We start from the raw sequence: 23,292 nt of genomic DNA on the forward strand, positions 1-23,292 counted from the left end.
GGCATTGTTGAGTTTTTCTTTTGGATAACGGTCTTCTTTAGCGGCTCGGCTTAGGCTAGCATCCGGCCCTCGGAAACGCGGTTTCAACGTCCGCGCCAGACGCGGCCTGCACGAGAAGCGATTGATGTTCACCAACCTCCGTCTCTGGGTCAACTACATGATCGGTGCCGGGACCGCGATCCTGCTCGCCGTCTCGGTGTTGTCCTTCTTCAATCTGCGCGCCATGGACAGTCTGGCCCTGGAGGCGGAGCGCACCGAGCTGCGCCAGTATGCCGAGCGCATCCGACTCGACGTCGAGGCCGAGACCCGGCTCGCCGAAGCCCTGAGCGCCCTGGTCGCCAACATCCCGGAGGTCCAGCAGCGTTTCGCCGCCGGCGATCGCGCCTGGCTGAGCGAGCAGCTCCTCGCGCCCTACGAGGTTCTGAGCAAGCACTATGGCGCGGTTCAGTTTCAGTTCCACACCCCGCCAGCGACCTCCTTCCTGCGTCTGCATAAGATTGAGAAATACGGCGACGATCTTTCCAGCTTCCGTCATTCGGTCGTCGACACCAACACCCGCCGCACGCCCCATCGCGGTCTGGAGTCCGGCGTGGCCGGTCTGGGCGCACGTGGCATGGTTCCTGTCTTCGATCAGGGGCGTCATCTCGGTTCGGTCGAATTCGGCATGTCGTTCGGTCCCTCTTTCTTCGAGGGCTTTAAGGCGCGTCACGGAGTCGAGGCGGCACTTTATCTAACCAGCAACGGCCAGATCGAAACCTTCGCCAGCACAGCCGGCGAGCGCCCGCTACTTGATGAAGCCACCATCGCGGCGGCGGCCGCCGGCACACCCCAATATGCTCAAATGATGATCGGCGGCGTTCACATGGCCGTCTATGCCGAGCCGATCCAGGACTATGCCGGCCAACCGCTCGGGGTGATCGAGGTCGCCAAGGATCGTCAGGTCTACAGCCAGATCCGGGCACGGGCGATCGGGCAAACCTGGATGCTCGGCGCCCTGGTGCTGGCGATCGGTCTGGCGCTCGCCCTGGTCTCGGCGCGCGTGCTGGCCCGACGCATCGAGCGCCTCACCCAGGGCGTCGACCGCGTGGCCGCCGGTAATCTGGCGCGCGAAGTCGCCCTGGGCGGACGCGACGAGCTGGCCGAGCTGGCGGGCGCGACCGACCGGATGCGCCAACATCTGCGCGATCTGGTCGCTGAGGTTGAGCGCAACGCCATCTCGGTCTACGAGGCCGCACGCCAGATCGCGCAAGCCGTCGACGGTCAGGCGGCCACCTCCAGTGAGATGTCCAGCTCGGTGGCCGAGATCACCTCGACCATGGAGGAACTGTCCTCGTCCTCGGCGCAGATCGCCGAATATTCAGGCTCGGTGGTCGAGATCGCGCGCCGCACCTATGACGGCAGCCTCCAGGGCGAGGACGCGATGCGCCAACTGGTCGACAAGATGGAAGAGATCCGTCACGACAATCAGGTCTCGCTCAAGGAGATCGTCGATCTGGGCGGCAAGTCCAAGGAAATCACGCGCATCATGGAGATCATCGACACCGTGGCCGACCAGACCAAGCTGATCGCCTTCAACGCTGCGCTCGAAGCCTCATCGGCCGGCGAGGCCGGCAAGCGCTTCGGCGTGGTCGCCGCCGAGATCCGCCGGCTGGCCGACTCGGTCAGCGAGTCGACCGCTGAGATCGCGCATAAGATCGGCGAGATCCAGGAGACCATCAGCCGGTTGGTCATCACGTCCGAAAAAGGCTCGGTCGGCATCGAACAGGGCCTGGACGCCTCGGCGCATACCGCTGACTTTCTGCATGAACTGGTACAGACCGCAAGCGAGACGACCAGCTCGGCCCAGCAGATCAGCCTCTCGACCCAGCAGCAGCGCACCGCCAGCAATCAGGTGGTGGTGGCGCTCAAGGAAATCGTGACCGCCAGCTCCGACACCGCCGAATCGGTGCGCCGCATCTCGCAGGTGGCCCAGAGCATGACCCAGCTCTCGGCCACGCTCAAGAGTCAGGTCGACCGCTTCGTGCTCGATGAACGGCCTGCCGAACCGGATCAGCCCACGGACGACACACCGGCGCGGAGCCATGCATGAAGCCAATCCGGGTGCTGGTGGTCGACGACAGCGGCTCGGCCCGCGCGCTTATTCGCGCCCTGCTTGAATCCGAACCCGCCTCCGGTCTGCATGTCTGCGGCGAGGCGGCTAACGGGCGCGAGGCACTGGAGCTCACGCTCGCGCTCCAGCCAGACATCATCACCCTGGATCTGCAAATGCCCGAGATGGACGGTTTGACCGCCATCGAGGAGATCATGGCCACGCGCGCCACGCCGATCCTGGTGCTCTCGGATCTGGCCGATTCGCGCAATGCCATGTCGGCGGTAGCGCGCGGGGCGCTGGAAGCAACCGCCAAGCCGACGCTCGATGATGACGGCGCGCTGGCGCGACGTCTGCGGATGCTCGCGGGCGTGCCCGTGATCCGGCACATTCGACGCCAGTCGAGCGGCACCGCGCTGATAGCACCGTCCGGGCTGGAACCTCCCTCAACCTCGACCGCGCCGACCGTCAGCGAGCGCGCCGACGGTCAGGAGACACGCCTGATCGTCATCGCCTCCTCCACCGGCGGACCCCAGGCGCTGGCGGCGCTGCTGCCCCAGCTACCGGCGACACTCGCCGCCCCGGTTCTGATCGCCCAGCATCTTTCGGTGGGCTTCGCTGAAGCCATGGCCGGCTGGCTCAATGACCTCTGTCCACTGCGGGTCATGGTCGCCCAGGCCGGCGAGCGACCGCGAGCCGGGCATGTCTATCTGGCCGATCCGGCCAGGCATCTGATCCTGACCGCCGACCGACGCCTCGGCTATGTCGAGCCGGAGGAACGCGACATCTATCATCCGAGCTGCGACCGGCTGCTGTCCTCAGCCGCCGCGTGCTACGGTCGACAGGCGCTGGGCGTGATCCTGACCGGCATGGGCCGCGACGGAGTGCGCGGTCTGCTCGATCTCCGCGCCGGCGGCGGCCAGACCCTGGCCCAGGACGAGGCCAGTTCGCTGATCTTCGGCATGAATCGCGAGGCCATGCTGGCCGGCGCCATCCAGCAGGTTTTGCCGCTGAGCGAGATCGCCGGTGCCCTGTGTCGCTTTGGGGGTCAGACGCCATGAATCTCGACGCCATCCAGCACTTCATCAAGGAGCACCTCGGACTCAATGCCGGCACCTATGGCAACGATCTCTGGCGCGAGCTGCTCGTCAAGCGCATCAGCACGGTCGGCGCTCACTCGCCCGCAGATTATCTGGCGCGGCTGCGCGCTGACGAGACCGAGCTGCATACGCTCACCAGTCTCATCACCATCAACGAGACCTATTTTTACCGCGAGTCCCAGCATCTGGAGCTGCTGACCGAACATCTGTGTCCCGAGCGGCTGGCACGCCGTACTTCCGACACGCCGGTGCGCCTGCTGTCAGTCGGCTGCTCGACAGGCGAGGAGCCGTATTCGATCCTGATGGCGCTGCGTGAACGCTATGGCGATCTCGCCGAGCGTTTCTTTGAGGTCAATGCTGGAGACGTCGACCGCGCGGTCCTGGAGCGCGCGCGCGCCGGCGTCTATGGGCGCTTCTCCTTCCGCGCGCTGAGCCAGTCGCTTCAGGAGCGTTATTTCACACCCATCGATGCCAACTCGTTTCGCATCGACGAGTGTCTGCGCCGGCAGGTGCGTTTCCAGCCATTCAACCTGCTTGCTCCCGAGTATCCGTCGAATCTCGCGGGTCAGGACGTGATCTTCTTTCGCAATGTGTCGATCTATTTCGATGCCCCGACCCGACAGCGCGTGCAGGAACAGCTCAAGACGCTGCTGGCACCCGGCGGCTATCTGTTCGTCGGCATCTCTGAGACGCTGGCCAATGATTTCGGCCTGCTGACCTTACGCGAGCGTCATGGCGTGTTTCTGTTCGTCAATGAACCGCCGGCTGGAACTCAGGCACCGATCACGCCGGGTCTGCTCGCGAACCACCAGGCCGGACGGGAGCCGGGCGCGACACGCACTCCAGTCACGACCACACGCGAACCGCCGCCACGCCCGAGCCGATCCGGTGTCCGCCACACCCGTCGCACTGACTCAGCGGTCCGTCCATCTTCTCCAAGAACTCCGGCGGCCACGCCCCGCCCACCTCGCCGTGACGGCCCCGCGCTTCTGGTCCCGCTGGACGCCGACGCCCTCCATGACGAGGCGCTCGCCCTGGCTCAGTCCGAGCGAGTCGAGGCCGCACTCGAACGGCTCGCGCCACTGTGCGACCGCGCCGAACCGCGTCCCGAGGATCTGGTGCTCAAAGCGCATCTGTTGTTCGAGCAGGATCAGATCACGGCGGCGATGGCCCTGGCTCAGCAGGTGCTCGACCGCGACCCCTGGAGCCTGGAAGCCCTCCTGCTGCTGGGACGCGGCGCCCAGCGTCAGGGCCGCTCAGCAGAGTCCATCGAATATCTGCGCCGTGCCATCTATCACCAGCCCGAGTCCTGGCCGGCGCATTTCCAGCTCGCTGAGGTCTATCGCGAGACCGGACAGGCGCCACTGGCACAACGCGAATACCGGATCGTCCTGCGCCAGCTCGAACGCGACGCCTCGCCCGTTCCGCCTCAGGTCGCCCTGATCGGCGCACCGGCCCTGACCCTGGGCGACTTGCAGCAACTCTGTCAGATTCGTCTGGACCGACTCACGACGAATCTCTGATCCGATATCCGCCATGGCCCTGGACATCAAAAAATTCTTACCCAGATTCACCGGCGAGGCTCGCGACCATCTGGGTCGACTCGCCTCGGGGCTGGCCCCCCTGGCAAGCGGCGCGAACCTGGACCCCGAGACGATCAACGAGCTGTTTCGCGCCGCCCACACCATCAAGGGCTCGGCGCGGATGCTCAAGCTGACGAGCATTGCCGAGACCGCGCATCAGCTCGAAGAGGTGCTGGGCACACTGCGCGAAGGGCGGATACAAACCAGCCCCGAGCTGGGGGCACTCCTGCTGCGCGCCCTGGATGCCCTCGGCGCCCTGGTCGAACAGGTGGAAGCGACCGAGGGCCAGCTTCCGCCGGCCGACGACGCACTCTGTGCGGCGCTCGCCGCGGCGGCGCAGGGCGAGAGGCCCGTACCCGATGCAGCGCCAGCCTCCACGCCGACAGCGAGCGCCGATCCGCCCGCGCCCCTGTCGCCGCCTGAACCGACTGCCGAAGCGACAGCGCCGACCGTGCTACGCACTCCAGACAGCGTGCGGGTGCGCATGGACAAGCTCGACGAGCTGATCAAGCTCATGGGCGAGGTCGTCTCCAATCAGGCCAAGCTGCGTCAGAAGCTGCTGGAGGTGCGCGCCCTGGATGTCGGTCTGAACGCGCTGACAACACCTGGAGCCGAGCTGGAACACGCGCGGCTGACGGCACAGTCCGAGGCCCTGCATCAGTTCACGCTCGGGCTGCGCGATCTGATCCAGGAGCAGGAGCGTCTGACGACCGATCTCAACGACCGCGCGCTGGTGATGCGTCTGCTGCCGCTGGCCATCGTCTTCGATCCGATCGCGCCCCTGGCGCGCGAGCTAGGACGCGAACTTGGCAAGGAGGTCCAGTGTGAGATCAGCGGCGGCGAGATCGAGCTGGACCGTCAGCTCATCGACCATCTGAGCGATGCCCTGGTACACCTGCTGCGCAACGCCATCGATCACGGACTCGAACCCCCGGAGCAACGCCTGGCCGCCGGCAAACCGCGGATGGGGCGCCTGCGGCTCAGCGCGCGTCAGGACGGTGTCGGTGTCCTCATTGAGCTCGAGGACGACGGACGCGGTCTGGACCGCGAGCGCATCCTTGCCAAGGCGCTGCAAAAAGGGCTGATCGATCCGGCGCGCACCCCGACCCTGGACGAGGACGCGGTCGCCGAGCTCATCCTCCAGCCCGGATTCAGCACCAGCGCCATCATCACCGACATCTCGGGGCGCGGCGTGGGACTGGACGTGGTCAAGCGCGCCATCGTCGAGAATCTGCGCGGCTCCCTGTCGATCACCAGTCGCGCCGGGGCCGGCACTCGCTTCGGCCTCCAGCTCCCGATCTCGCTGGCCGTGATGCGGGTGCTGCTGTTCGAGGCCGGCGGATGCGCCTTCGGGCTGACCGCGCACCAGATCGTCGAGCTGATCCGCCTGCCTCGCGATCAGGCGATCCAGATCGGCGACCGCCCGGCGATGGTGCTGCGCAACGAATTTCTGCCGCTGGTGCGCCTGACTGATCTGCCGCGTCTGCAGACCGTTGCCCAGGCCGATGCGGAACACGGCTGGCTGGTGGTGGTCGTCCAGGCCGGTCAGAGCAAGCTCGGGCTGATCGTGGATCGGCTGCTCGATGAGCGCGACATGGTCATCAAGCCGCTGCCGGCACACATGCGCGCCAGCGGGCTGGTGGCCGGCATGGTCGTGACCGGCGATAACGCCCTCGTCAGCGTGCTCCAGGCGCCGGCGCTGCTGGAGCTGGCGCGCCAACTGCGCGGCGAGCGCTCCATCGTGATCGCCGATCACCCGACCCAGCGTCCGACCTCGGGCGGCCAGCATCTGCTGGTCGTCGACGACTCGCTCAACACGCGCGAGATCGAGCGCGAGATCCTGGAGGCCCACGGCTATCGTGTCACCCTGGCCGAGGACGGACTCGACGGCTGGCAGAAAGCACGCGGCGGACACTTCGATGCCGTGATCACCGACGTCGACATGCCGGGCCTGGACGGGTTCTCGCTGACCACGCGCCTGCGCGGACACGAGCAGTATCGTTCCACACCCATCGTGATCGTCACCTCGCGCCAGAAACCCGAGGACAAGCAGCGCGGCATCCAGGTCGGCGCCGACGCCTATATCGTCAAAGGCGACTTCAATCAATCGAGTCTGGTCGATACACTCATGAATCTGTTAGGTTAGATCCCAGCTCGTGCCTGGATCTGGTTTGGAGGTCGAAGAATTCTCATGCGCATACTTATCGTCGACGATGATCCGCTGGCCGGCGAACTGACGCTGGCCGTACTCGAAGAAGCCGGGCACAGTTGTCACCTCGCCGAACATGGCCTGGAGGCATTGGAGCGACTCAGCGAGGACGCCAGTTTCGAACTGGTGGTCTCGGACCTGCACATGCCGCTGCTCGACGGACTGGAGTTGTTCCAGGAACTGCGCGAACGCGGTCTGGAGCAGCCATTCGTGCTCCTGACCGGAGACGACCCCGCGCCACTGCTGGAGCGCGCACCCGGACTTTATGCCTGTCTCGCCAAGGACGGTTCCCTGGAGCAGCACCTGTCGGCGCTGCTCGACCAACTCTGAACCGTATCCGACTGGAGCAGACACGAGGCACCATCGACATGCCGGCCGGCCCCCAGAACTCCTTCCAGGAGCGTAAGCAGCGTCTGCGCGCGTCCTTTATCGAGCAGCTTCCGGATCGCTTGCGTCAGGCGCGCACGCTGCTGGCCGCCCTCACGACCAGCGAGCGCCAGGACGAGCCGCTCACGCAGCTCCATCTGATCTTCCACACGCTCAAGGGTTCGGGCGCCTCCTTTGGTTTCAACGCCATCAATGCCTCTGCCAAGGAAGCCGAGCAGACCCTGCGCGAGGTGCTCGACGGCGATCGGCATCTGTCGTCACATCTGCTGGCTGACCTGCGCCGCCACGTCCAAACGCTCGAAGAACTCGAACTCAGCGTCGACCAGGCCATGGCGCAGGACGGCCATCCGTGCTTCAACCTGCAAAGCCAGCGCGCCGACTCCAGCGAGGCGACAGACGCCAACCGCCGTCTCATCTATCTTTGCGACGACGACGCTCTGCTCGCCCAGGATCTGGCCAGCCAACTCAGTTGCTTCGGCTACGAGGTCCGACCCTATGTCGCACTGGAGGCGCTGTGCGAGGCGGTGCAGGCCCGACCGCCGGCCGCCATCGTCATGGACATCATGTTTCCGGAAGGCCGTGACGCCGGACCCACGACCATCGCCGAGCTGAACACGCACCTGGACCCGCCCATCCCCTGTCTGTTCATGTCGATGCGCGACGACTTCCAGGCCCGTCTGCGTGCGGTCAAGGCCGGCGGACACGCTTATTGCCGCAAACCGGTCAAGGCGGTCGAGATGGCCGAACTGCTCGATCAGCTCACCAGTCGCGGCGCAACGGAGCCGTATCACATCCTGATCGTCGACGACGATCCGGACGTGGCGCAGTTCTATGCCATGGTGCTGGAGTCCGCCGGGATGACGACCCGGGTCGCCAGCGAGCCCGCGCGCGTACCCGCCATCCTGGAAGACTTCGATGCCGATCTGGTGTTGATGGATCTCTACATGCCCAAATGCTCCGGGCCTGAGCTGGCGCGCGTGCTGCGTCAGATTCCCGGCTATCTGGGGCTGCCGATCATCTATGTCTCGTCCGAAACCAATGCGCAGCGCCAGTTCAAGGCGCTTGAGGTCGGCGCCGACGGGTTCCTGACCAAGCCGATCGAGCCGGAACGTCTGGTGACCGAGGTCCAGCTACGCGCCGAGCGCATGCGCACGCTGCGTTCGCTGATGATCCGCGACAGTCTCACCGGACTCTTCAACCACAACACCATTCTGCAGCTGCTCAAGGTCGCCATGGCCTCCTGTCAGCGCACACAGCGTCAGCTCTGTCTGGCCATGATCGACGTCGACCACTTCAAGGCCGTCAACGACACCCACGGACACCCGACCGGCGATCAGGTGCTGATGGCGCTCGGACGCACGCTCAGGCTGCGTCTGCGCGAATCCGACATCGTCGGGCGCTATGGTGGTGAGGAATTCGCCGTCATCATGACCGGTCTGGAGGTCGATCAGGCCAAGATCATCATGGACGCTCTGCGCGAGAGCTTCGCGTCCGTGAACTTCCTGGCCGACGGGCGTGAGTTCCACTGCACCTTCAGCGGCGGACTGGCCGCCTTCCCCGAATACAGCGATCCCTCGGCGCTGATCGAAGCGGCCGATGCGGCGCTCTATCGCGCCAAGCATGCCGGACGCAATTGCATCCTGATCGCCCACCCGAACACCGCCCAATGAGCCACGCGATGGACTCCAGCCCGGACCACCCGAATCAGGATCCACTGAACGAAATCCTGGCGCGGCGCCGCACCGACGACACCGATTGCGTCGTCGTCGATGCGCCCAGCGTCAAGCTGGTGATCTTCGACATCGGCGAACGGCTTGCGGCCTTGCCGGGGCGTCAGGTCAGCGAAATCCTGCCGCTGTCGACCATCCATGTCGTCCCTGGCTGTCCGCCGGCGCTCGAAGGGGTCATCAGCGTGCGCGGCGATATCACTTCGGTCATCCGGCTGGGGGATCTCCTGGGGATCACGCATGGCACGCCCGGTCGTCAGGGCGCAATCCTGCTGGCCCAGGGCACGCAGACGGTCGGCGGCGAGCCGATGCGCAGTGGACTGCGGGTCGATCGCGTGGTCGATGTGCTGGATATCGTCGAGGATCGGATTCAGCCGGTGCCCGAGACGCTGAACGAACCGCTGCACCGGGTCGCGTGCGGTGTCTTTCAGCTCGACGCATGCACCGTAATCCTGCTGGATCTCGATGCGCTGTTCCAGGATTATCTGAACGGAGCGGGCTGAGTGCGTCCGATCGAATCCGAGCGCGCCCCAACGTCGGCGCTGGAGACTATCGCGTTGGTTCGGTGCGAGAGCGCCGGCTTGTGTCTGGCGCTGGAGGCGGCCAAGATCGGCGCCATGCGCGATACCGGCGCCGACACCACCGCGCCCAGTCTCGCCGAGCTGCTCGAATTGCCCGAGGTATCCGTGCCCGAACGGCCACGCCAGCGTCTGCTCGAAATCGTCCATCCGGACTGGCGGCGCCTGGTACGCGTCGACGAACCCATCGTTCACTTCGAGTTGGCGGCGCGCGCAATCCAGCCGCTGCCGCCCCTGCTGGCCGCGCGTCTGCGGCCCAATGGGGTCCGCGCTCTGGCCTGGATCGAAGAGCCGACTGGAGACAGACTCCTGATTTTCATCGATGCCTGGCACCTGCCGCCTTGAACCACACCAACATGCACGCGCTCGACAACGTACATCCAGGATGGCTCGGCCGGTTTCTGGGACTGGCCCTAGTATTCGGTCTGAGCGGACAGGCGGTCGGTGCCCAGCCGGCCGATGAGTCGTCGGCTTCGGCCAAACCGACCAAGCCCGCCCTGACCGTGACCACCACCCGTCCCGAGATCCGCGACTGGCCGCGCACGATCGCCGCCACCGGCAATCTCGCCGCCTGGCGCGAGGTCGTGGTCGGTGCCGAGATCGGCGGCGAGCGGCTCGTCGCGATGCCGGTCGAGATCGGCGATCAGGTCGAGCGCGGCCAATTGCTCGCCCGCATCGACAGCGACAGCGTGACGGCGGACCTGGAACAGGCCCGCGCCGCCGTGGCCGAGTCTGAGGCCCTGCTCGCCGAGGCTCGCGCCGACGCCGGGCGCGCGCGTCAGTCGCGGGGCACGCCGGCGCTCAGCGCCCAGCAGGCCGATCAGTACCTGAGCGCCGAACAGACCGCCCTGGCCCGGCTCACCGCCGCCCATGCACGGGTCCGCGCCGAGGAACTGCGGCTGTCTCGCACCCAGGTGCTGGCGCCGGTCGCCGGGATCGTCGCGTCACTGAGCGCCACGCAAGGCGCACTCGTCCAGGCCGGAGATGAGCTGCTGCGCCTCATCCGCGACAATCGACTGGAATGGCGCGCCGAGGTGCCGGCGACTGAACTGGCCCGACTGCAACCGGGCGGACCGGCCCAAGTCCTCGCGCCCGACGGAACGCCGGTGAACGGCCAGATCCGGCGCATCGCCCCGACCGTCGACCCACGCACGCTCACCGGACTGGTCTATGTCGACCTGCCGACAGAGACGACCGGCCGGCCGTTGCGCGCCGGGATGTTCGTCCGTGGCGTGCTGGATCTTGGCGCGTCTCCGGCCCTGACCCTGCCCCAGTCGGCGGTGCTGATGCGCGAGGGCTTCGCCTATGTATTCCGGCTGGAGCCGGACGGCACCGTTGCTCAGACCAAGGTCGGGATCGACCGACGTCTGGACGATCGGGTCGAGATCACCACCGGACTGGAGGCCACGGCGGAGGTCGTCGACAGCGGTGTCGGTTTCCTCGCCGACGGTGATCTGGTACGCCTCGTCGAATGAACGTCTCCGCCTGGTCGATCCGCAACCCCATCCCGGCGATCCTGCTGTTCACCCTGCTCGCCTTCATGGGCACGCTGTCGTTCATGGCGATGAAGGTCCAGCAGTTCATGGACATCGATCTGCCGAGCGTGCGCGTGGTCGCCAGTCTGCCCGGCGCGGCGCCGGCCCTGCTGGAGACCGAGGTGGCGCGTAAGATCGAGAACGCCATCGCGACGCTCCAGGGCCTCAAGCACATCTACACCAAGGTCCAGGACGGCACCGCGACCATCACCGCCGAGTTCCGGCTGGAGAAACCGACCCAGGAGGCCGTCGACGACGTGCGCGACGCGGTCGCCCGTATCCGCTCCGATCTGCCCGGCGATCTGGAAGAGCCGATCGTCGCCAAGATCGATCTGACCGGACTGCCGATCCTGAGCTACACGGTCGACTCGCCACGTCTGGACGAGGAGGCGCTGTCCTGGTTCGTCGACAACGATCTGGCGCGGCGTCTGCTCAGCGTGCCGGGCGTCGGGGCGGTGAGCCGCGTCGGTGGGGTGGACCGCGAGGTGCGGGTCGAGCTGGACCCGGACCGGCTACTGGCGCTGCGGGTCACGGCTGCCGACATCTCGCGTCAGTTGCGCCTGATCCAGCGCGAGGACTCGGGCGGACGCGCCGATCTGGGCGGGGCCGAACAATCGGTGCGCACCCTGGCCACGGTCCAGACCGCCGCCGAGCTGGCCGAGCTGGACATCAGCCTGTCCGACGGGCGACGCATTCGGCTCGGTCAGGTCGCGACCGTGACCGACACCGTCGCCGAGCGCCGCTCGGCCGCCCTGCTCGACGGACGCCCGGTGGTTGGCTTCGAGGTGGTGCGCAGTCGCGGCGCGGGTGAGGTCGAGGTCGCCGAGGGCGTGCGGGCCGAACTGGCGCGGCTCCAGACCGAGCGCCCGGACATCGAGATCGTCGAGTCCTTCAACTTCGTCGATCCGGTGGAGGAGAACTTCACGGGTTCGATGTCGCTGCTGCTGGAGGGCGCGCTGCTGGCAGTGCTGGTGGTCTGGGCTTTTTTGCGCGACTGGCGCGCGACCCTGATCTCGGCCACGGCGCTACCGCTGTCGATCCTGCCGACCTTCGCCGCCATGTATCTGCTCGGGTTCACGCTCAACACCGTGACCCTGCTGGCGCTGTCGCTGGTGATCGGCGTCCTGGTCGACGATGCCATCGTCGAGATCGAGAACATCATGCGCCATCTGCGTCAGGGCAAGACGCCCTATCAGGCGGCGATGGAAGCGGCCGATGAGATCGGGCTGGCGGTCGTCGCCACCACCTTCACTTTGATCGCGGTGTTCCTGCCGACGGCCTTCATGAGCGGGGTGGCGGGCAAATTCTTCGTCCAGTTCGGCTGGACGGCGGCCATCGCGGTGCTGGTCTCGCTGGTGGTGGCACGACTGCTCACGCCGATGATGGCGGCCTATCTGCTGCACCCGCCGCGCCGGCTCCACGATCGCCCGCGCTGGCTCGACCTCGTGGTGCGGCTGAGCGGCGTCTGCGTGCGCCACCGCTGGCTGACGCTGCTGGGGGCGGCGGCCTTCTTCGTCGGCGCCTTTGCCCTGGTGCCGCTGTTGCCGACCGGCTTTCTGCCGCCGGACGATATGTCACAGACCCAGGTCAATCTCGAATTGCCGCCCGGCAGCACGCTCGAACAGACCCTGGACGCGGCCGAGCAGGCGCGAGTCCTGATCGCGCGTCATCCGCAGGTGCGGCTGGTCTATACCACGATTGGCGGCGGCTCGGCCGGCAGCGATCCCTTCATGAGCACCGGGGCGCAGCAGGTTCGCAAGGCGACCCTGACCATCAGCCTCACCCCGCGCCGCGCGCGTCGGGGCCTGAGCAAGCAGGCCATCGAGCGCGAGCTGCGCGAGGCGCTGACCGTCATTCCAGGGATCCGGTTCACCGTGGGTCTGGCCGGGGCCAACGAAAAATACATCCTGGTGCTGGCCAGCGAGGATGGCGAGCGGCTGGCCGAGCACGCACGCCGGGTCGAGCGCGAACTGCGCACTATCCCCGGCATCGGCGGTGTCACCAACACCGCCGGCCTGGTGCGGCCCGAGCTGGTGGTGCGGCCCGACTTCGCCCGCGCCGCCGAGCTGGGCGTGACCTCGGCGGCCATCGCCGAGACCCTGCGCATCGCCACCAGCGGCGATTACGCCCAGTCGCTGCCCAAGCTCAATCTGTCCCAGCGTCAGGTGCCGATCGTGGTCAAGCTACCGCCCGAGGCGCGCCAGGATCTCGCGCTGTTGGGCCAACTGGCCGTGCCTGGACGGGATGGCCCGGTGCTGATTGGGGCCATCGCGAGTTTGACGCTCGACAGTGGCCCGGCTGAGATCGACCGCTACGACCGGCTGCGCAACGTCAATTTCGAGATCGAACTCAACCAGCAGCCGCTGGGCGAGGTCGAGAAGCAGGCGCTGGCCCTGCCGAGTCTGCGTCAACTGCCGCCGGGTGTGTTCCAGACCGCCGTCGGTGACGCCGAGATCATGGGCGAGCTGTTCGCCAGCTTCGGTCTGGCGATGCTGACCGGGGTGCTCTGCATCTATGCGGTGCTGGTGCTGCTGTTTCGCGACTTCGTGCAGCCGGCGACCATCCTGGCGGCGCTGGTGCTGTCGATCCCCGGTGCCTTTCTCGCCCTGTTCGTGACCGGCAGCGCGCTGTCCATGCCGTCGATGATCGGGCTCATCATGCTGATGGGCATCGCGACCAAGAACTCGATCCTGCTGGTCGACTACATCATCCTGGCGCGTCGCGAGCATGGTCTGAACCGCTGGGAGGCGCTGCTCGATGCCTGCCGCAAGCGCGCGCGCCCGATCATCATGACCACGCTCGCCATGGGCGCCGGCATGTTGCCGATCGCGCTCGGCATCGGCACCGACCCGAGTTTCCGCGCGCCCATGGCGGTCGTGGTTATCGGCGGACTCATCACCTCAACCTTTCTCAGTCTGCTGGTGGTGCCGGTGGTCTATACGCTGGTCGACGATGGGATCGAGCGGATGCGGGGACTCTTGGGGCGACATGAACGACACGTGGCGTCCTGATACCAATCTACTAATCGTGCTTTTGTGCTCATCCGATTGGATTGCGAGACACCGCTGAACGTCCTATATTGAGTGCTTTTAAAAACACTCTTAAACTGTCATGACACATCGAATCCTAGCCGAAACGACGGCGAGCATCTCAGAGCTGAAACGCAATCCGATGGGCACAGTAACGGCCGGTGCCGGCTTCCCGGTAGCTGTTCTCAACCGCAACGAGCCGGTCTTTTATTGCGTACCGGCGCAAGCCTACGAGGCCCTGATGGATCGTCTCGAAGACCTTGAACTGAACGACATCGCCGATGCCCGCCTGAGTGACGGCAAGGCGCCGCTCAAGGTCTCCCTGGATGAACTATGAGTTGCAGTTCCATCCGGATGCCTGGAATGAGTGGAGCAGACTGGATAAGAGTGTCAGAGAACAGCTCAAGAAGAAGCTCCTGGAACGTCTGAAGGAACCTCATATCCCCGCCTCCAGGCTCTCTGGACGCCAAAACCGTTACAAGATCAAACTGAAGACAGTCGGCTACCGGCTCGTATACGAAGTGCGGGACGATCAGCTGATCGTCCTGGTCGTTGCCGTTGGCAAACGCGAGCGAAATGCCGTCTACACCGCCGCCGCCAAGCGACAGACGCACGTCTCCGGTTGAAAAAAGCGCCCTCTGATGGGGCAAGGCTATAACACCCGCACCGCAAATCGGGTTATTTTCCCCCGCCCGTATTTCGAACGCATGACGGTCGAACGCGGGCCAGGTGGCATCGAGTCCACATCATTCCAATAACAGGGGGAAACATGCCCGATCATGCATCGGTGGGCTGGATCGACATCGTCGTCATCCTCGCCTACCTCTCAGTCACGGCCTATCTGGGCTGGCTCGGCTACCGGGGCACACGCTCGGCGGCCGACTTCCTGGTCGGAGGGCGCTCGGCCCATCCGGTCATCATGGCGGTCTCCTATGGGGCCACCTTCATCTCCACCGCCGCCATCGTCGGCTTCGGCGGAGTCGCCGGACTCTTCGGCATGAGCCTGCTGTGGCTCACCTTCCTCAACATCGGCGTCGGTATCCTGATCTCCTTCATCGTGCTCGGCGAGCCGACCCGCCGGCTCGGGCACCATCTCGGCGCCCACACCTTCCCGGAGCTTCTGGGCCAGCGCTATCAAAGCCGGGCGATCCAGATTTTCGCCGGAGTCCTGATCTTTCTCTTCATGCCGCTCTACGCCGCCGCCGTCATGACCGGCGGCAGCGTCTTCGCGGCCACTCAGTTCGGCATCGACTTCGAGGTCGCGCTTCTGATCTTTGCGCTCATCACGGCGGCCTATGTCATCCCCGGCGGCATCAAGGCGGTGATGTACACCGACACCTTCCAGGGCTTCGTCATGGTGCTGGCCATGATCTTCCTGCTGGTCTTCACCTATTCGAGCCTGGGCGGCGTGACCGAGGCCCATCAGTATCTGGACGGCATGGAAGACATGGTGCCCGCGCCCCTGGCCAAGATCGGCCATCAGGGTTGGACCGAGATGCCGGTCTTCGGCTGGGGTGCGCCGACCTATGATCTGTGGTGGATCGTGATCACGGCCATCATCCTGGGCGTGGGCATCGGCGTTCTGGCCCAGCCGCAACTGGCGGTGCGCTTCATGACGGTGCGTAGCCGGCGCGAGCTGGATCGGGCGGTGCCGATCGGCGCGGTCTTCATCATGCTGATGACGGGCACGCCCTTCCTGGTCGGCAGTCTGTCGAATGCCTGGTTCGCCCAGCATGGTCCCATCCTCAATGGCAAGGTGGTCCAGGAACTCGACGCCGAGAAGAATCAGGCGCTGGTCGAGCTGATGCAGAAGACCGACAGCGGCGCCTGGACGGCGATCATCAGCCCCAAGACCCAGGCCCCGGCCACGGCGGCCCTGATCGTCAGTGAACGCCAGAAGGCCGAGGACACGAACGGCAACAGCTTCGAGCTGGTCGGCGGTCGCTCCTCGGTCGTCACCTATGTCAAGGGCGACGCCGACAAGATCATCCCGACCTTCATCTCGACGGCCCTGCCCCACTGGTTCGGCGCCATCTTCTTCCTGGCGCTGCTGGCGGCGGCCATGAGCACCATGTCGAGCCAGTTCCACACCATCGGCACGGCGGCCGGGCGCGACCTCTATGAGCGCATCGGCACCAAGGGGCAGCAGCGCGAACCGAGTCTCCTGGTCATGCGTCTGGCGATCGTGGTCGGTCTGCTGATCGCCGTGACTATCAGTTACAGCATTCGTCAGGAATACATCGTCGCCCGCTTCACCGCCATCTTCTTCGGACTGTGCGCAGCAGCTTTCCTGCCGGCCTATATCGGCGGACTCTTCTCACGCCGGGTCACCAAGGCCGGGGCGCTGGCCTCGATGACGGTCGGTCTGGTGGTATCGCTGTTCTGGCTGTTGCTGGTCAAGGCCAAGGAAGCCAGCGCCATCGGGCTGGTGCAGCTCGTCACCGGCGGCAAGACCAGCATTCTGGCCGACTCGCCCAACTGGCCCTCGGTCGATCCCATCGTGGTCGCCCTGCCCGCCGCGCTCCTGACCCTGATCCTGGTCAGCGCCTTCACCCGTCCGCCGGCGGCCGAACATCTCGACCGCTGTTTCCCGGAGAAGAGGTAAACATCATGCTGGGTCTCGACGATCCCCTCGTGCTCACCGCCTATCTGGGCATCATCGCCCTGGCCATCCTGAGCATTCTCTACGGACTGCTTCGCCGCAACGCCGCACGCGACGAGGTCAGCGACGAAGACCGCCAATGGGCGCTCGACGAAAAAAAGGTGGACGATGAATTCTAAGAAAACCAGCCTTCTGGCTGCCGGACTCGGCGCCACACTTGCCTGCTCGGTGGTCTCGGCTGAACAGGCTGAGCAGAGCAGCGGTCCCTTCAAATGGGGCGCGGACCTGCGTCTGCGCCAGGTGTGGATCGACAACGTGGGTCTGAACGCCGACTCGGCCACTGCTGATCGCAACTTCGAGCGCTATCGCGGGCGACTCTGGGGTTCCTACTCGCCCGATGATCAACTGGAGGCCAGCGCCCGTCTCATCTGGGAAGGGCGCCACTATCAGGACCCCGCCGCTTCCAGCTGGCCGGTGGCCGGTTTCGAAACCTGGTACAGCGGCGGTCTGTTCTTCGATCAGCTCAAGGTCGACTTCAAACAGATCGGCGGCTCGCCGCTCTCGCTCCGACTCGGACGCCAGGATATCGTCCTGGGCAATGGCTGGCTGGTGCTCGAAGGCACGCCGATCGATGGCTCGCGCACCATCTATTTCGACGCTGCTCGTGCCACCTACAACCTGGAGTCGCTCGGCACCACGCTCGATCTCATCTACCTCGATCAGAGTGCCAACACCGGGCGCTTCCCGCAGCCGCTCAACGGTACAGTCGAGGATCAGATCGAGCAGTACGAGACCGGCGTCATCCTCTATGGACGCAACAAGTCGCTGATCGAGGGCACGGATCTCGACGGCTATTTCATCTACAAACACAATCGGCCCAATCTCACGCCGGGCAACATTCGCGTCAACAATGGCGCGCCCTTCCCCTCACCCAGCGACTCGGGTGACATCTACGCCGCCGGCATGCGCGCCGACTCCAAGCTCACGTCCAGCTGGGCACTGCGCGCCGAGACTGTCTATGAATGGGGCACGCGTAACGACCGCGACCTGAGCGCCTTCGGCTTCAACAGCCGGCTGACCTACAGCTTCAACGATGCGCTCAAAAATCAGCTCCATGCTGACTTTGAGTATCTGTCCGGTGACGATCCGGACAGCGCCGGCGATCAGGCATTCGACCCGCTCTGGGGCCGCTGGCCGCAGTGGAGTGAGCTGATGGTCTATCAGTGGCCACTGGAATCGCGCGTGGGCGAGGCGACTAACCTCCAGCGCTTCAATGTCGGCTGGATTTCACAGGTGCATCCGACGACGCAGCTCCTGGTCGACTACCACGCGCTCTGGGCTGACGAGCAGAGCACCCGCACCGCCGCCCAGATGGTCAATCTGAGTGGCGACGGCAATTTCCGTGGACATCTGTTCGCCGCCTGGCTCAAGAGCAAGTTCAGCCAGCACGTCTCGGGGCATCTGGTCGCCGAGTATCTGCTGCCGGGTGACTACTATGCCGACAATCGACAGAGCGACTCGTTCTTCGTGCGCGCGGAAGTGGTCCTGACCTGGTGAGGTCAATCGGTGGCCGGGCCGGATTGGTCCGGCTCGGCCACCTGATCCGGGGACTGGGCGCTAGACGACCTTGACTTGAAAGGACTCGCCCGATTCAGGATCGGCCAGATGCACCGCGCAGGCGATACAGGGATCGAACGAATGGATGGTGCGCAGGATCTCGATCGGCTGCTTGACGTTGACGAGCTGATGGTTGTCCTGGAGCGCGGCCTCGTAGGCGCCGGCCTGACCCCGGTTATCGCGTGGTCCGGCATTCCAGGTCGAGGGCACCACAGCCTGATAATTGGCGATGCGTTCGTTCTCGATAACGATCCAATGCCCGAGCGCACCGCGCGGGGCCTCCATGATGCCGACGCCCTGGGCCTGTTTCGGCCAGCTCGACGGCTCCCACAGGGTCTCGTTGAACGTCCTGGTGTCGCCTGACTTGATGTTGGCGATCAGCGCGTCGTACCAGCCCTGCATGGTATCAGCCAGGATCTTGCTCTCCAGCGTGCGTGCCGCCGTGCGTCCCAGGGTCGAGTAAAGCGCGTCGACCGGCAGTTCGAGCCTGGAAAGCGCGCTGTCGACCAGCTCCCGGGTCTGGTCGTGGCCGGTGGCATAGAGCATGAGGACGCGCGCCAGCGGCCCGACCTCGACCGGGCGCCCCTTCCAGCGCGGCGCCTTGAGCCAGGAATAGCCGTCGCTGACGTCGAGCTGTTTGTAGGGCGGCGCGACACCGCCGCGACGGTCGTACTCCAGATTGGTCTGACCCTCGTAGGGATGCAGTCCGCGATCATTGCCGACGCTGTATTCGTACCAGGAATGGTTGACGAACTCCTGGATCTCGCCGGCGCCCTCCAGATCGATCTCGTGGATGGTGGAGAGATCGCGATCGAGGATGACTCCGCGTGGAAAGAAAAAGGTTGCCGGATCCAGGCTCGTGCCCGAAGGCAGATCGCCATAGCAGAGAAAATTACCCAACCCCTCGCCGCGTTTGCTCCAGTCCTTATAGAACCCGGCGATGGCCAGAGTATCGGGCACATAGACCTGATCGACGAAGGTGCGCATCGACTGGATCAGGTTCTGGACCTCGGCGAACCGCGTGGCATTGAGCGCCGAGTCGGAGTCCAGATCGATCGGTGAGGGCATACCGCCGACGAGGAAGTTCGGATGCGGGTTCTTGCCGCCGAAGATGGCATGGAACTTGGCCACGTCGCGCTGCCAGGCGAGCGCCTCCAGATAGTGCGCGACCGCCATCAGATTGGCCTCGGGCGGCAGCCGGTAGGCCGGATGCCCCCAATAGCCATTGGCGAAGATACCGAGCTGGCCGGACTCGACGAAGGTCTTGATCCGCTTCTGGGTGTCGGCGAAATAGCCGGGCGAGGACTTGGGCCAGGCACTGAGCGACTGGGCCAGTTCCGAGGTCGCTTTGGGATCGGCGCTCAGGGCGCTGACCACGTCGACCCAGTCGAGTGCATGTAAGTGATAGAAGTGCATCACATGATCGTGGATGTATTGCGCACCGATCATGAGATTACGGATAAGCTGGGCGTTGAGCGGCAGCTCGATCTTGAGCGCGTCCTCGACGGCGCGCACCGAGGCAATGCCATGCACCAGGGTGCAGACACCACAGATGCGCTGGACGAAGACCCAGGCCTCGCGCGGGTCGCGGCCCTTGAGAATGGTCTCGATGCCACGGACCATGGTGCCCGAGCTGTAGGCCTGGGCGATGCTGGCGCCGTCCATCTGGGCCTCGATGCGCAGATGGCCCTCGATACGGGTGACGGGGTCGACGACGATGCGTTCACTCATGTTGGCGGATCTCCGGCACGGGGCCGCCAACGCGGCCCGGCACTAACGCAGGTGATTCGGGTGATGGGGATCAGTCGCGCTCGACCAGGTGCTCGGCGATCATCTCGGTCAGCCCGACCACTGGAATCTCCATGTTGAAGGTTTCCAGGCCCTCTTCGAGCTGAGTGCGGCAGGTGGCGCACATGGTGACCATCCGCTCGGGGGCGACCTCCTCGATCTGGGCCTTCTTGCGCTTGAAGGCGGTCATCTTGAGTGCCTCGGCGCGCTCGTTGGAGCTGACACCGCCGCCGGCGCCACAGCACCACTGGTACTTGCCGTGTTCTTTGAGGTCGACGAAGTTCTCAGCCACCAGCGCCATCAGGTTGCGCTGTTGCTGGATTACGCCGCTCTTGCGCGCCAGATTGCAGGGATCGTGCATCGAGAGCCGGTCGCCCTCCTTGCCCTCGGTCCGAATGCGCCCGGCGGCGCGCAGTTCATCGAGCACCTCGACGATGTGGAAGACGCGGAAGGAATAGGGTCGACCGATCAGATTCGGGCCTTCCCAGCGGATGGCGGTATAGGCGTGACCGCACTCGGGACTGATGACCTTGGGCACCCGGAGTGTTTCCGCCGCTGCCACGACCCGCTCGACCAGTTGCGCGGCGATGTCCTTATTGCCGATCTGGATGCCGGCATTGGTGGCCTCGAAGCACTGAGTCGAGAGCGTCCAGGTCACGCCCGCGTGATCGAAGATCCGGGTGATGGCCTCCAGATACTCGGGGAAGTTGATGACCTCCATCGAGGAGAGCAGGACCAGATACTCGGCGCCCTCCTGGTCGACCGGTACGGTCAGCCCGCTGCTGGACTCGACATGCTGGATCTGCACCGCGAGCGTCTTCCATTGCAGACCCATCGGGCTGCCCGTAGTGATCGCGCGCACCGAGGCACTGACCAGCCCCTCGGGCGCATGGCCCGACTGGACCATGCCTTCGCGGGTCTTGCGGATCATGTAGGCCAGATCGTTGCCGACCGGGCAGACCATGGAGCAGCGGCCGCACATGGAACAGGAGTCGTAGAGCAGCTCCTCCCATTCGGCCAGCATCGCGTCCGTGACCTTCTTTTGGAGACCGAGCAGCCCCTTGATCCGACCCCAGAGGGTGAACTCGTTCTCCCATACCCGACGCAGGGGTTCGAGCTTCAGGATCGGCGTGTATTTGGGATCGCCGGTTTCAAGATAGAAGGGACAGGACTGGGCGCAGAGTCCGCAATGCACGCAACTGGAGAAGAACGCCGCCGTCGGCGCGTCGATCTCGGCGCGAAAGGCCGCGAGACCCCGTTCAAGTGTCAGCTCGCTCATGACTGAACCCCCTTGCGACCGAAGGCGGCGCCGTTGTACCAGCGCGCGATGAAGGTCGTGAAGATATGGGTGAGCTTAGTGAAAGGGAGGATGATCAGCAGGATCTCGGCGCAGAGAATATGCATGCCGAGCGCCAGCGGATAGGGTTCGACCAGACGGTGATAGGCCAGATAGCCGGTGAGCACCACCATGAACACCACGGCCCACACCAGATAGTCCTCGATCGTGCTGATGTGCCGCTTCACCGGATGCGTGAGCCGATGCACCAGGGTCGCGATCAGGGCCAGAAGGGTGATGGCGGTGGCGAAGTCGACCACTGGATTCGGCAGCGCCGGCCAGGCGAACCCGAGCACGCCCTGGATCAGCTCGACATGTGGCACGAAGAACAGCAGCGCGGTCAGAAACCCGAGATGCCAGACCCAGCCGACCACTACGTTGAAGGGCGCGCGCTGGAAGGTGCCCGGATCGGCGACGGTGCGGGTCAGCATGGTGCGCAGTCCGGCCGGCCATTCATGGGCGCGCGGCTCGGCATAATTGGGCGCGCGCCCGAGCATGAAGATTTCGACCAGACGCGCCATGAGACCGATGGCAAAGATCGCCAGCGCGATATTGAAGAGCGGACCCTTGGTCCACAGCAGGAATTCCATCGAACCGCTCATAGCTTTTGCTCCAGTTCGTCGACGGTGACGGGTTGGCGCGTGGCCGCATCCTGCTTGACCTGCTTGCGGGCCATGGCCGCGAGTCCACCGCCGATGACGCCACCCGCTGCCCCGGCACCCAGGAGGGTCGTGGGACCGAGTGTGAGCGGCACCGACACCGGCTCATAGAAACCGCCGGCATCCCAGAACTTCGGCTCCGAGCAGCCCAGACAGGGATGACCCGCCTCGATCGGCCAACTGGTGCCGTCGTTCCATTTCATGGTGGCGCAGGCGTTGTAGGTCGTCGGCCCCTTGCAGCCGAGTCGATACAGACACCAGCCCTGCCTGGCCCCCTCGTCGTCGAAGCGCTCGGCAAAGAGTCCCTTGTCGTAGAAGGGCCGGCGATAGCAGCGGTCATGGATCGACTGGCCGTAGAAGGCGAGCGGCCGATGGTAAGCATCCAGCTCGGGCAGCCGGCCGAAGACCAGATAGTGCGCGACCACGCCGGTGATGACCATGGGGATCGGCGGACAGCCGGGGACATTGATGACCGGCTTGTCCCGAACCAGATCCATCACCGACATGGCGCCGGTCGGATTGGGTCTGGCCTGGGGCAGACCACCGAAGGCGGCGCAGGTACCGACCGCGATCACGGCTGCGGCATGTTCGACGGTCTCCATCAGGATGTCGTAATTGCTGTGGCCAGCGACGGTCGAGAAGCCCGGATTGGCGTCCGGTCCGGGGATGGAGCCGTCGACGATCACCAGATACTGGCCCTTGTTCTCTTCCATCGCCTGGAAGCGCGCGGCCTCGGCGGCCTCGCCGGACGCGGCCTGGAGTGTGTGGTGATAGTCCAGCGAGATGAAATCGAAGATCAGATCTTCGAGCGTCGGAGCATGGGAGCGGGTCAGCGATTCGGTACAGCCGGTGCATTCCTGGAACGACAGCCAGATGACCGAGGGGCGGCGTGCCTGTTCCAGCGCGGCGGCGATGGCCGGCGCCAGGCTCGGCGGCAGGGCCATCAGCGAGGCGGTCGTGGCACAGAGCTTGAGGAATCCGCGGCGCGACAGGCCGTGATCGCGCAGGCTCTCGCCCAGGGTCTTGTCGGGTCTCTTGCGCATGGTCCCTCCT

19 protein-coding genes are annotated in these 23,292 nt (G+C 65.2%); 15 read left to right on the forward strand and 4 right to left on the reverse strand.

What is annotated here, in order from left to right; all coding sequences use genetic code 11:
* Positions 1-124: 124 nt before the first annotated feature.
* From GJ668_RS02385 to GJ668_RS02450, 15 genes are all read left to right on the forward strand, one after another.
* A complete protein-coding gene (locus tag GJ668_RS02385) occupies positions 125-2,089 on the forward strand; it encodes a methyl-accepting chemotaxis protein (protein ID WP_155448519.1) in 1,965 nt (654 codons plus the stop codon).
* Positions 2,086-3,150 carry a chemotaxis-specific protein-glutamate methyltransferase CheB gene (gene cheB / locus GJ668_RS02390; protein WP_155448520.1) on the forward strand — a complete coding sequence of 355 codons (1,065 nt, stop codon included), beginning with the start codon at positions 2,086-2,088 and terminating at the stop codon, positions 3,148-3,150. The genes GJ668_RS02385 and cheB overlap by 4 nt, the downstream gene beginning before the upstream one ends.
* Entirely contained in the window at positions 3,147-4,712 is a 1,566-nt protein-coding gene (locus tag GJ668_RS02395) for a CheR family methyltransferase (RefSeq protein WP_155448521.1), read from the forward strand. The genes cheB and GJ668_RS02395 overlap by 4 nt, the downstream gene beginning before the upstream one ends.
* Before the next feature lie 13 nt (positions 4,713-4,725).
* A complete protein-coding gene (locus tag GJ668_RS02400) occupies positions 4,726-6,918 on the forward strand; it encodes a hybrid sensor histidine kinase/response regulator (RefSeq protein ID WP_155448522.1) in 2,193 nt (730 codons plus the stop codon).
* A 45-nt stretch (positions 6,919-6,963) separates the two neighbouring features.
* Complete coding sequence (locus tag GJ668_RS02405) at positions 6,964-7,311, forward strand: response regulator (protein ID WP_155448523.1); 348 nt, start codon at positions 6,964-6,966, stop codon at positions 7,309-7,311.
* Between the two features lie 38 nt (positions 7,312-7,349).
* Complete coding sequence (locus GJ668_RS02410) at positions 7,350-9,038, forward strand: GGDEF domain-containing response regulator (RefSeq protein WP_155448524.1); 1,689 nt, start codon at positions 7,350-7,352, stop codon at positions 9,036-9,038.
* On the forward strand, positions 9,035-9,598 hold the full coding sequence (locus tag GJ668_RS02415) for a chemotaxis protein CheW (RefSeq protein ID WP_155448525.1): 564 nt from the start codon (positions 9,035-9,037) through the stop codon (positions 9,596-9,598). The genes GJ668_RS02410 and GJ668_RS02415 overlap by 4 nt, the downstream gene beginning before the upstream one ends.
* The gene (locus tag GJ668_RS02420; protein ID WP_155448526.1) at positions 9,599-10,018 is read left to right on the forward strand and encodes a hypothetical protein; all 420 of its coding nucleotides are present in this window, start codon (positions 9,599-9,601) and stop codon (positions 10,016-10,018) included.
* The gene (locus tag GJ668_RS02425; RefSeq protein WP_246194598.1) at positions 10,015-11,148 is read left to right on the forward strand and encodes an efflux RND transporter periplasmic adaptor subunit; all 1,134 of its coding nucleotides are present in this window, start codon (positions 10,015-10,017) and stop codon (positions 11,146-11,148) included. The genes GJ668_RS02420 and GJ668_RS02425 overlap by 4 nt, the downstream gene beginning before the upstream one ends.
* Positions 11,145-14,219 carry an efflux RND transporter permease subunit gene (locus GJ668_RS02430; RefSeq protein ID WP_155448527.1) on the forward strand — a complete coding sequence of 1,025 codons (3,075 nt, stop codon included), beginning with the start codon at positions 11,145-11,147 and terminating at the stop codon, positions 14,217-14,219. The genes GJ668_RS02425 and GJ668_RS02430 overlap by 4 nt, the downstream gene beginning before the upstream one ends.
* A gap of 160 nt (positions 14,220-14,379) precedes the next feature.
* Positions 14,380-14,574, forward strand: a complete 195-nt coding sequence (locus GJ668_RS02435; protein ID WP_425482467.1) for a type II toxin-antitoxin system Phd/YefM family antitoxin — start codon at positions 14,380-14,382, stop codon at positions 14,572-14,574.
* Positions 14,564-14,863, forward strand: coding sequence for a type II toxin-antitoxin system RelE family toxin (locus GJ668_RS02440; protein ID WP_155448529.1), 300 nt, complete (start codon positions 14,564-14,566; stop codon positions 14,861-14,863). Before GJ668_RS02435 ends, GJ668_RS02440 begins: the two co-directional genes overlap by 11 nt.
* Positions 14,864-15,006: 143 nt before the next feature.
* Positions 15,007-16,842: a sodium:solute symporter family protein gene (locus GJ668_RS02445; protein WP_155448530.1), complete on the forward strand. Its 1,836-nt coding sequence runs from the start codon at positions 15,007-15,009 to the stop codon at positions 16,840-16,842.
* Between the two features lie 5 nt (positions 16,843-16,847).
* Positions 16,848-17,018 carry a symporter small accessory protein gene (locus GJ668_RS20060; RefSeq protein WP_186342834.1) on the forward strand — a complete coding sequence of 57 codons (171 nt, stop codon included), beginning with the start codon at positions 16,848-16,850 and terminating at the stop codon, positions 17,016-17,018.
* Positions 17,008-18,396: an alginate export family protein gene (locus GJ668_RS02450; RefSeq protein WP_155448531.1), complete on the forward strand. Its 1,389-nt coding sequence runs from the start codon at positions 17,008-17,010 to the stop codon at positions 18,394-18,396. The genes GJ668_RS20060 and GJ668_RS02450 overlap by 11 nt, the downstream gene beginning before the upstream one ends.
* 60 nt (positions 18,397-18,456) lie before the next feature.
* Here the strand turns inward: GJ668_RS02450 and GJ668_RS02455 are convergent, their stop codons facing one another.
* The 4 genes from GJ668_RS02455 to GJ668_RS02470 form a co-directional block, all read right to left on the reverse strand.
* Positions 18,457-20,187: a nickel-dependent hydrogenase large subunit gene (locus GJ668_RS02455; RefSeq protein WP_155448532.1), complete on the reverse strand. Its 1,731-nt coding sequence runs from the start codon at positions 20,185-20,187 to the stop codon at positions 18,457-18,459.
* 70 nt (positions 20,188-20,257) lie between these two features.
* On the reverse strand, positions 20,258-21,523 hold the full coding sequence (locus GJ668_RS02460) for a (Fe-S)-binding protein (protein ID WP_155448533.1): 1,266 nt from the start codon (positions 21,521-21,523) through the stop codon (positions 20,258-20,260).
* Positions 21,520-22,182 carry a hypothetical protein gene (locus GJ668_RS02465; protein WP_155448534.1) on the reverse strand — a complete coding sequence of 221 codons (663 nt, stop codon included), beginning with the start codon at positions 22,180-22,182 and terminating at the stop codon, positions 21,520-21,522. The genes GJ668_RS02460 and GJ668_RS02465 overlap by 4 nt, the downstream gene beginning before the upstream one ends.
* Positions 22,179-23,282 carry a hydrogenase small subunit gene (locus GJ668_RS02470; RefSeq protein ID WP_155448535.1) on the reverse strand — a complete coding sequence of 368 codons (1,104 nt, stop codon included), beginning with the start codon at positions 23,280-23,282 and terminating at the stop codon, positions 22,179-22,181. The genes GJ668_RS02465 and GJ668_RS02470 overlap by 4 nt, the downstream gene beginning before the upstream one ends.
* Positions 23,283-23,292: the final 10 nt, after the last annotated feature.

The organism is Allochromatium palmeri (assembly GCF_009720725.1).
GTDB classification, from domain to species: domain Bacteria; phylum Pseudomonadota; class Gammaproteobacteria; order Chromatiales; family Chromatiaceae; genus Thermochromatium; species Thermochromatium palmeri.

Coding starts and splice junctions, on each gene's coding strand:
- GJ668_RS02385 (WP_155448519.1), top strand. CDS start 125: ATGTTCACCAACCTCCGTCTCTGGGTCAACTACATGATCGGTGCCGGG.
- GJ668_RS02405 (WP_155448523.1), top strand. CDS start 6,964: ATGCGCATACTTATCGTCGACGATGATCCGCTGGCCGGCGAACTGACG.
- GJ668_RS02440 (WP_155448529.1), top strand. CDS start 14,564: ATGAACTATGAGTTGCAGTTCCATCCGGATGCCTGGAATGAGTGGAGC.
- GJ668_RS02400 (WP_155448522.1), top strand. CDS start 4,726: ATGGCCCTGGACATCAAAAAATTCTTACCCAGATTCACCGGCGAGGCT.
- GJ668_RS02410 (WP_155448524.1), top strand. CDS start 7,350: ATGCCGGCCGGCCCCCAGAACTCCTTCCAGGAGCGTAAGCAGCGTCTG.
- GJ668_RS02455 (WP_155448532.1), bottom strand. CDS start 20,187: ATGAGTGAACGCATCGTCGTCGACCCCGTCACCCGTATCGAGGGCCAT.
- GJ668_RS02460 (WP_155448533.1), bottom strand. CDS start 21,523: ATGAGCGAGCTGACACTTGAACGGGGTCTCGCGGCCTTTCGCGCCGAG.
- GJ668_RS02465 (WP_155448534.1), bottom strand. CDS start 22,182: ATGAGCGGTTCGATGGAATTCCTGCTGTGGACCAAGGGTCCGCTCTTC.
- GJ668_RS02450 (WP_155448531.1), top strand. CDS start 17,008: ATGAATTCTAAGAAAACCAGCCTTCTGGCTGCCGGACTCGGCGCCACA.
- GJ668_RS02430 (WP_155448527.1), top strand. CDS start 11,145: ATGAACGTCTCCGCCTGGTCGATCCGCAACCCCATCCCGGCGATCCTG.
- cheB (WP_155448520.1), top strand. CDS start 2,086: ATGAAGCCAATCCGGGTGCTGGTGGTCGACGACAGCGGCTCGGCCCGC.
- GJ668_RS20060 (WP_186342834.1), top strand. CDS start 16,848: ATGCTGGGTCTCGACGATCCCCTCGTGCTCACCGCCTATCTGGGCATC.
- GJ668_RS02470 (WP_155448535.1), bottom strand. CDS start 23,282: ATGCGCAAGAGACCCGACAAGACCCTGGGCGAGAGCCTGCGCGATCAC.
- GJ668_RS02415 (WP_155448525.1), top strand. CDS start 9,035: ATGAGCCACGCGATGGACTCCAGCCCGGACCACCCGAATCAGGATCCA.
- GJ668_RS02435 (WP_425482467.1), top strand. CDS start 14,380: ATGGGCACAGTAACGGCCGGTGCCGGCTTCCCGGTAGCTGTTCTCAAC.
- GJ668_RS02445 (WP_155448530.1), top strand. CDS start 15,007: ATGCCCGATCATGCATCGGTGGGCTGGATCGACATCGTCGTCATCCTC.
- GJ668_RS02395 (WP_155448521.1), top strand. CDS start 3,147: ATGAATCTCGACGCCATCCAGCACTTCATCAAGGAGCACCTCGGACTC.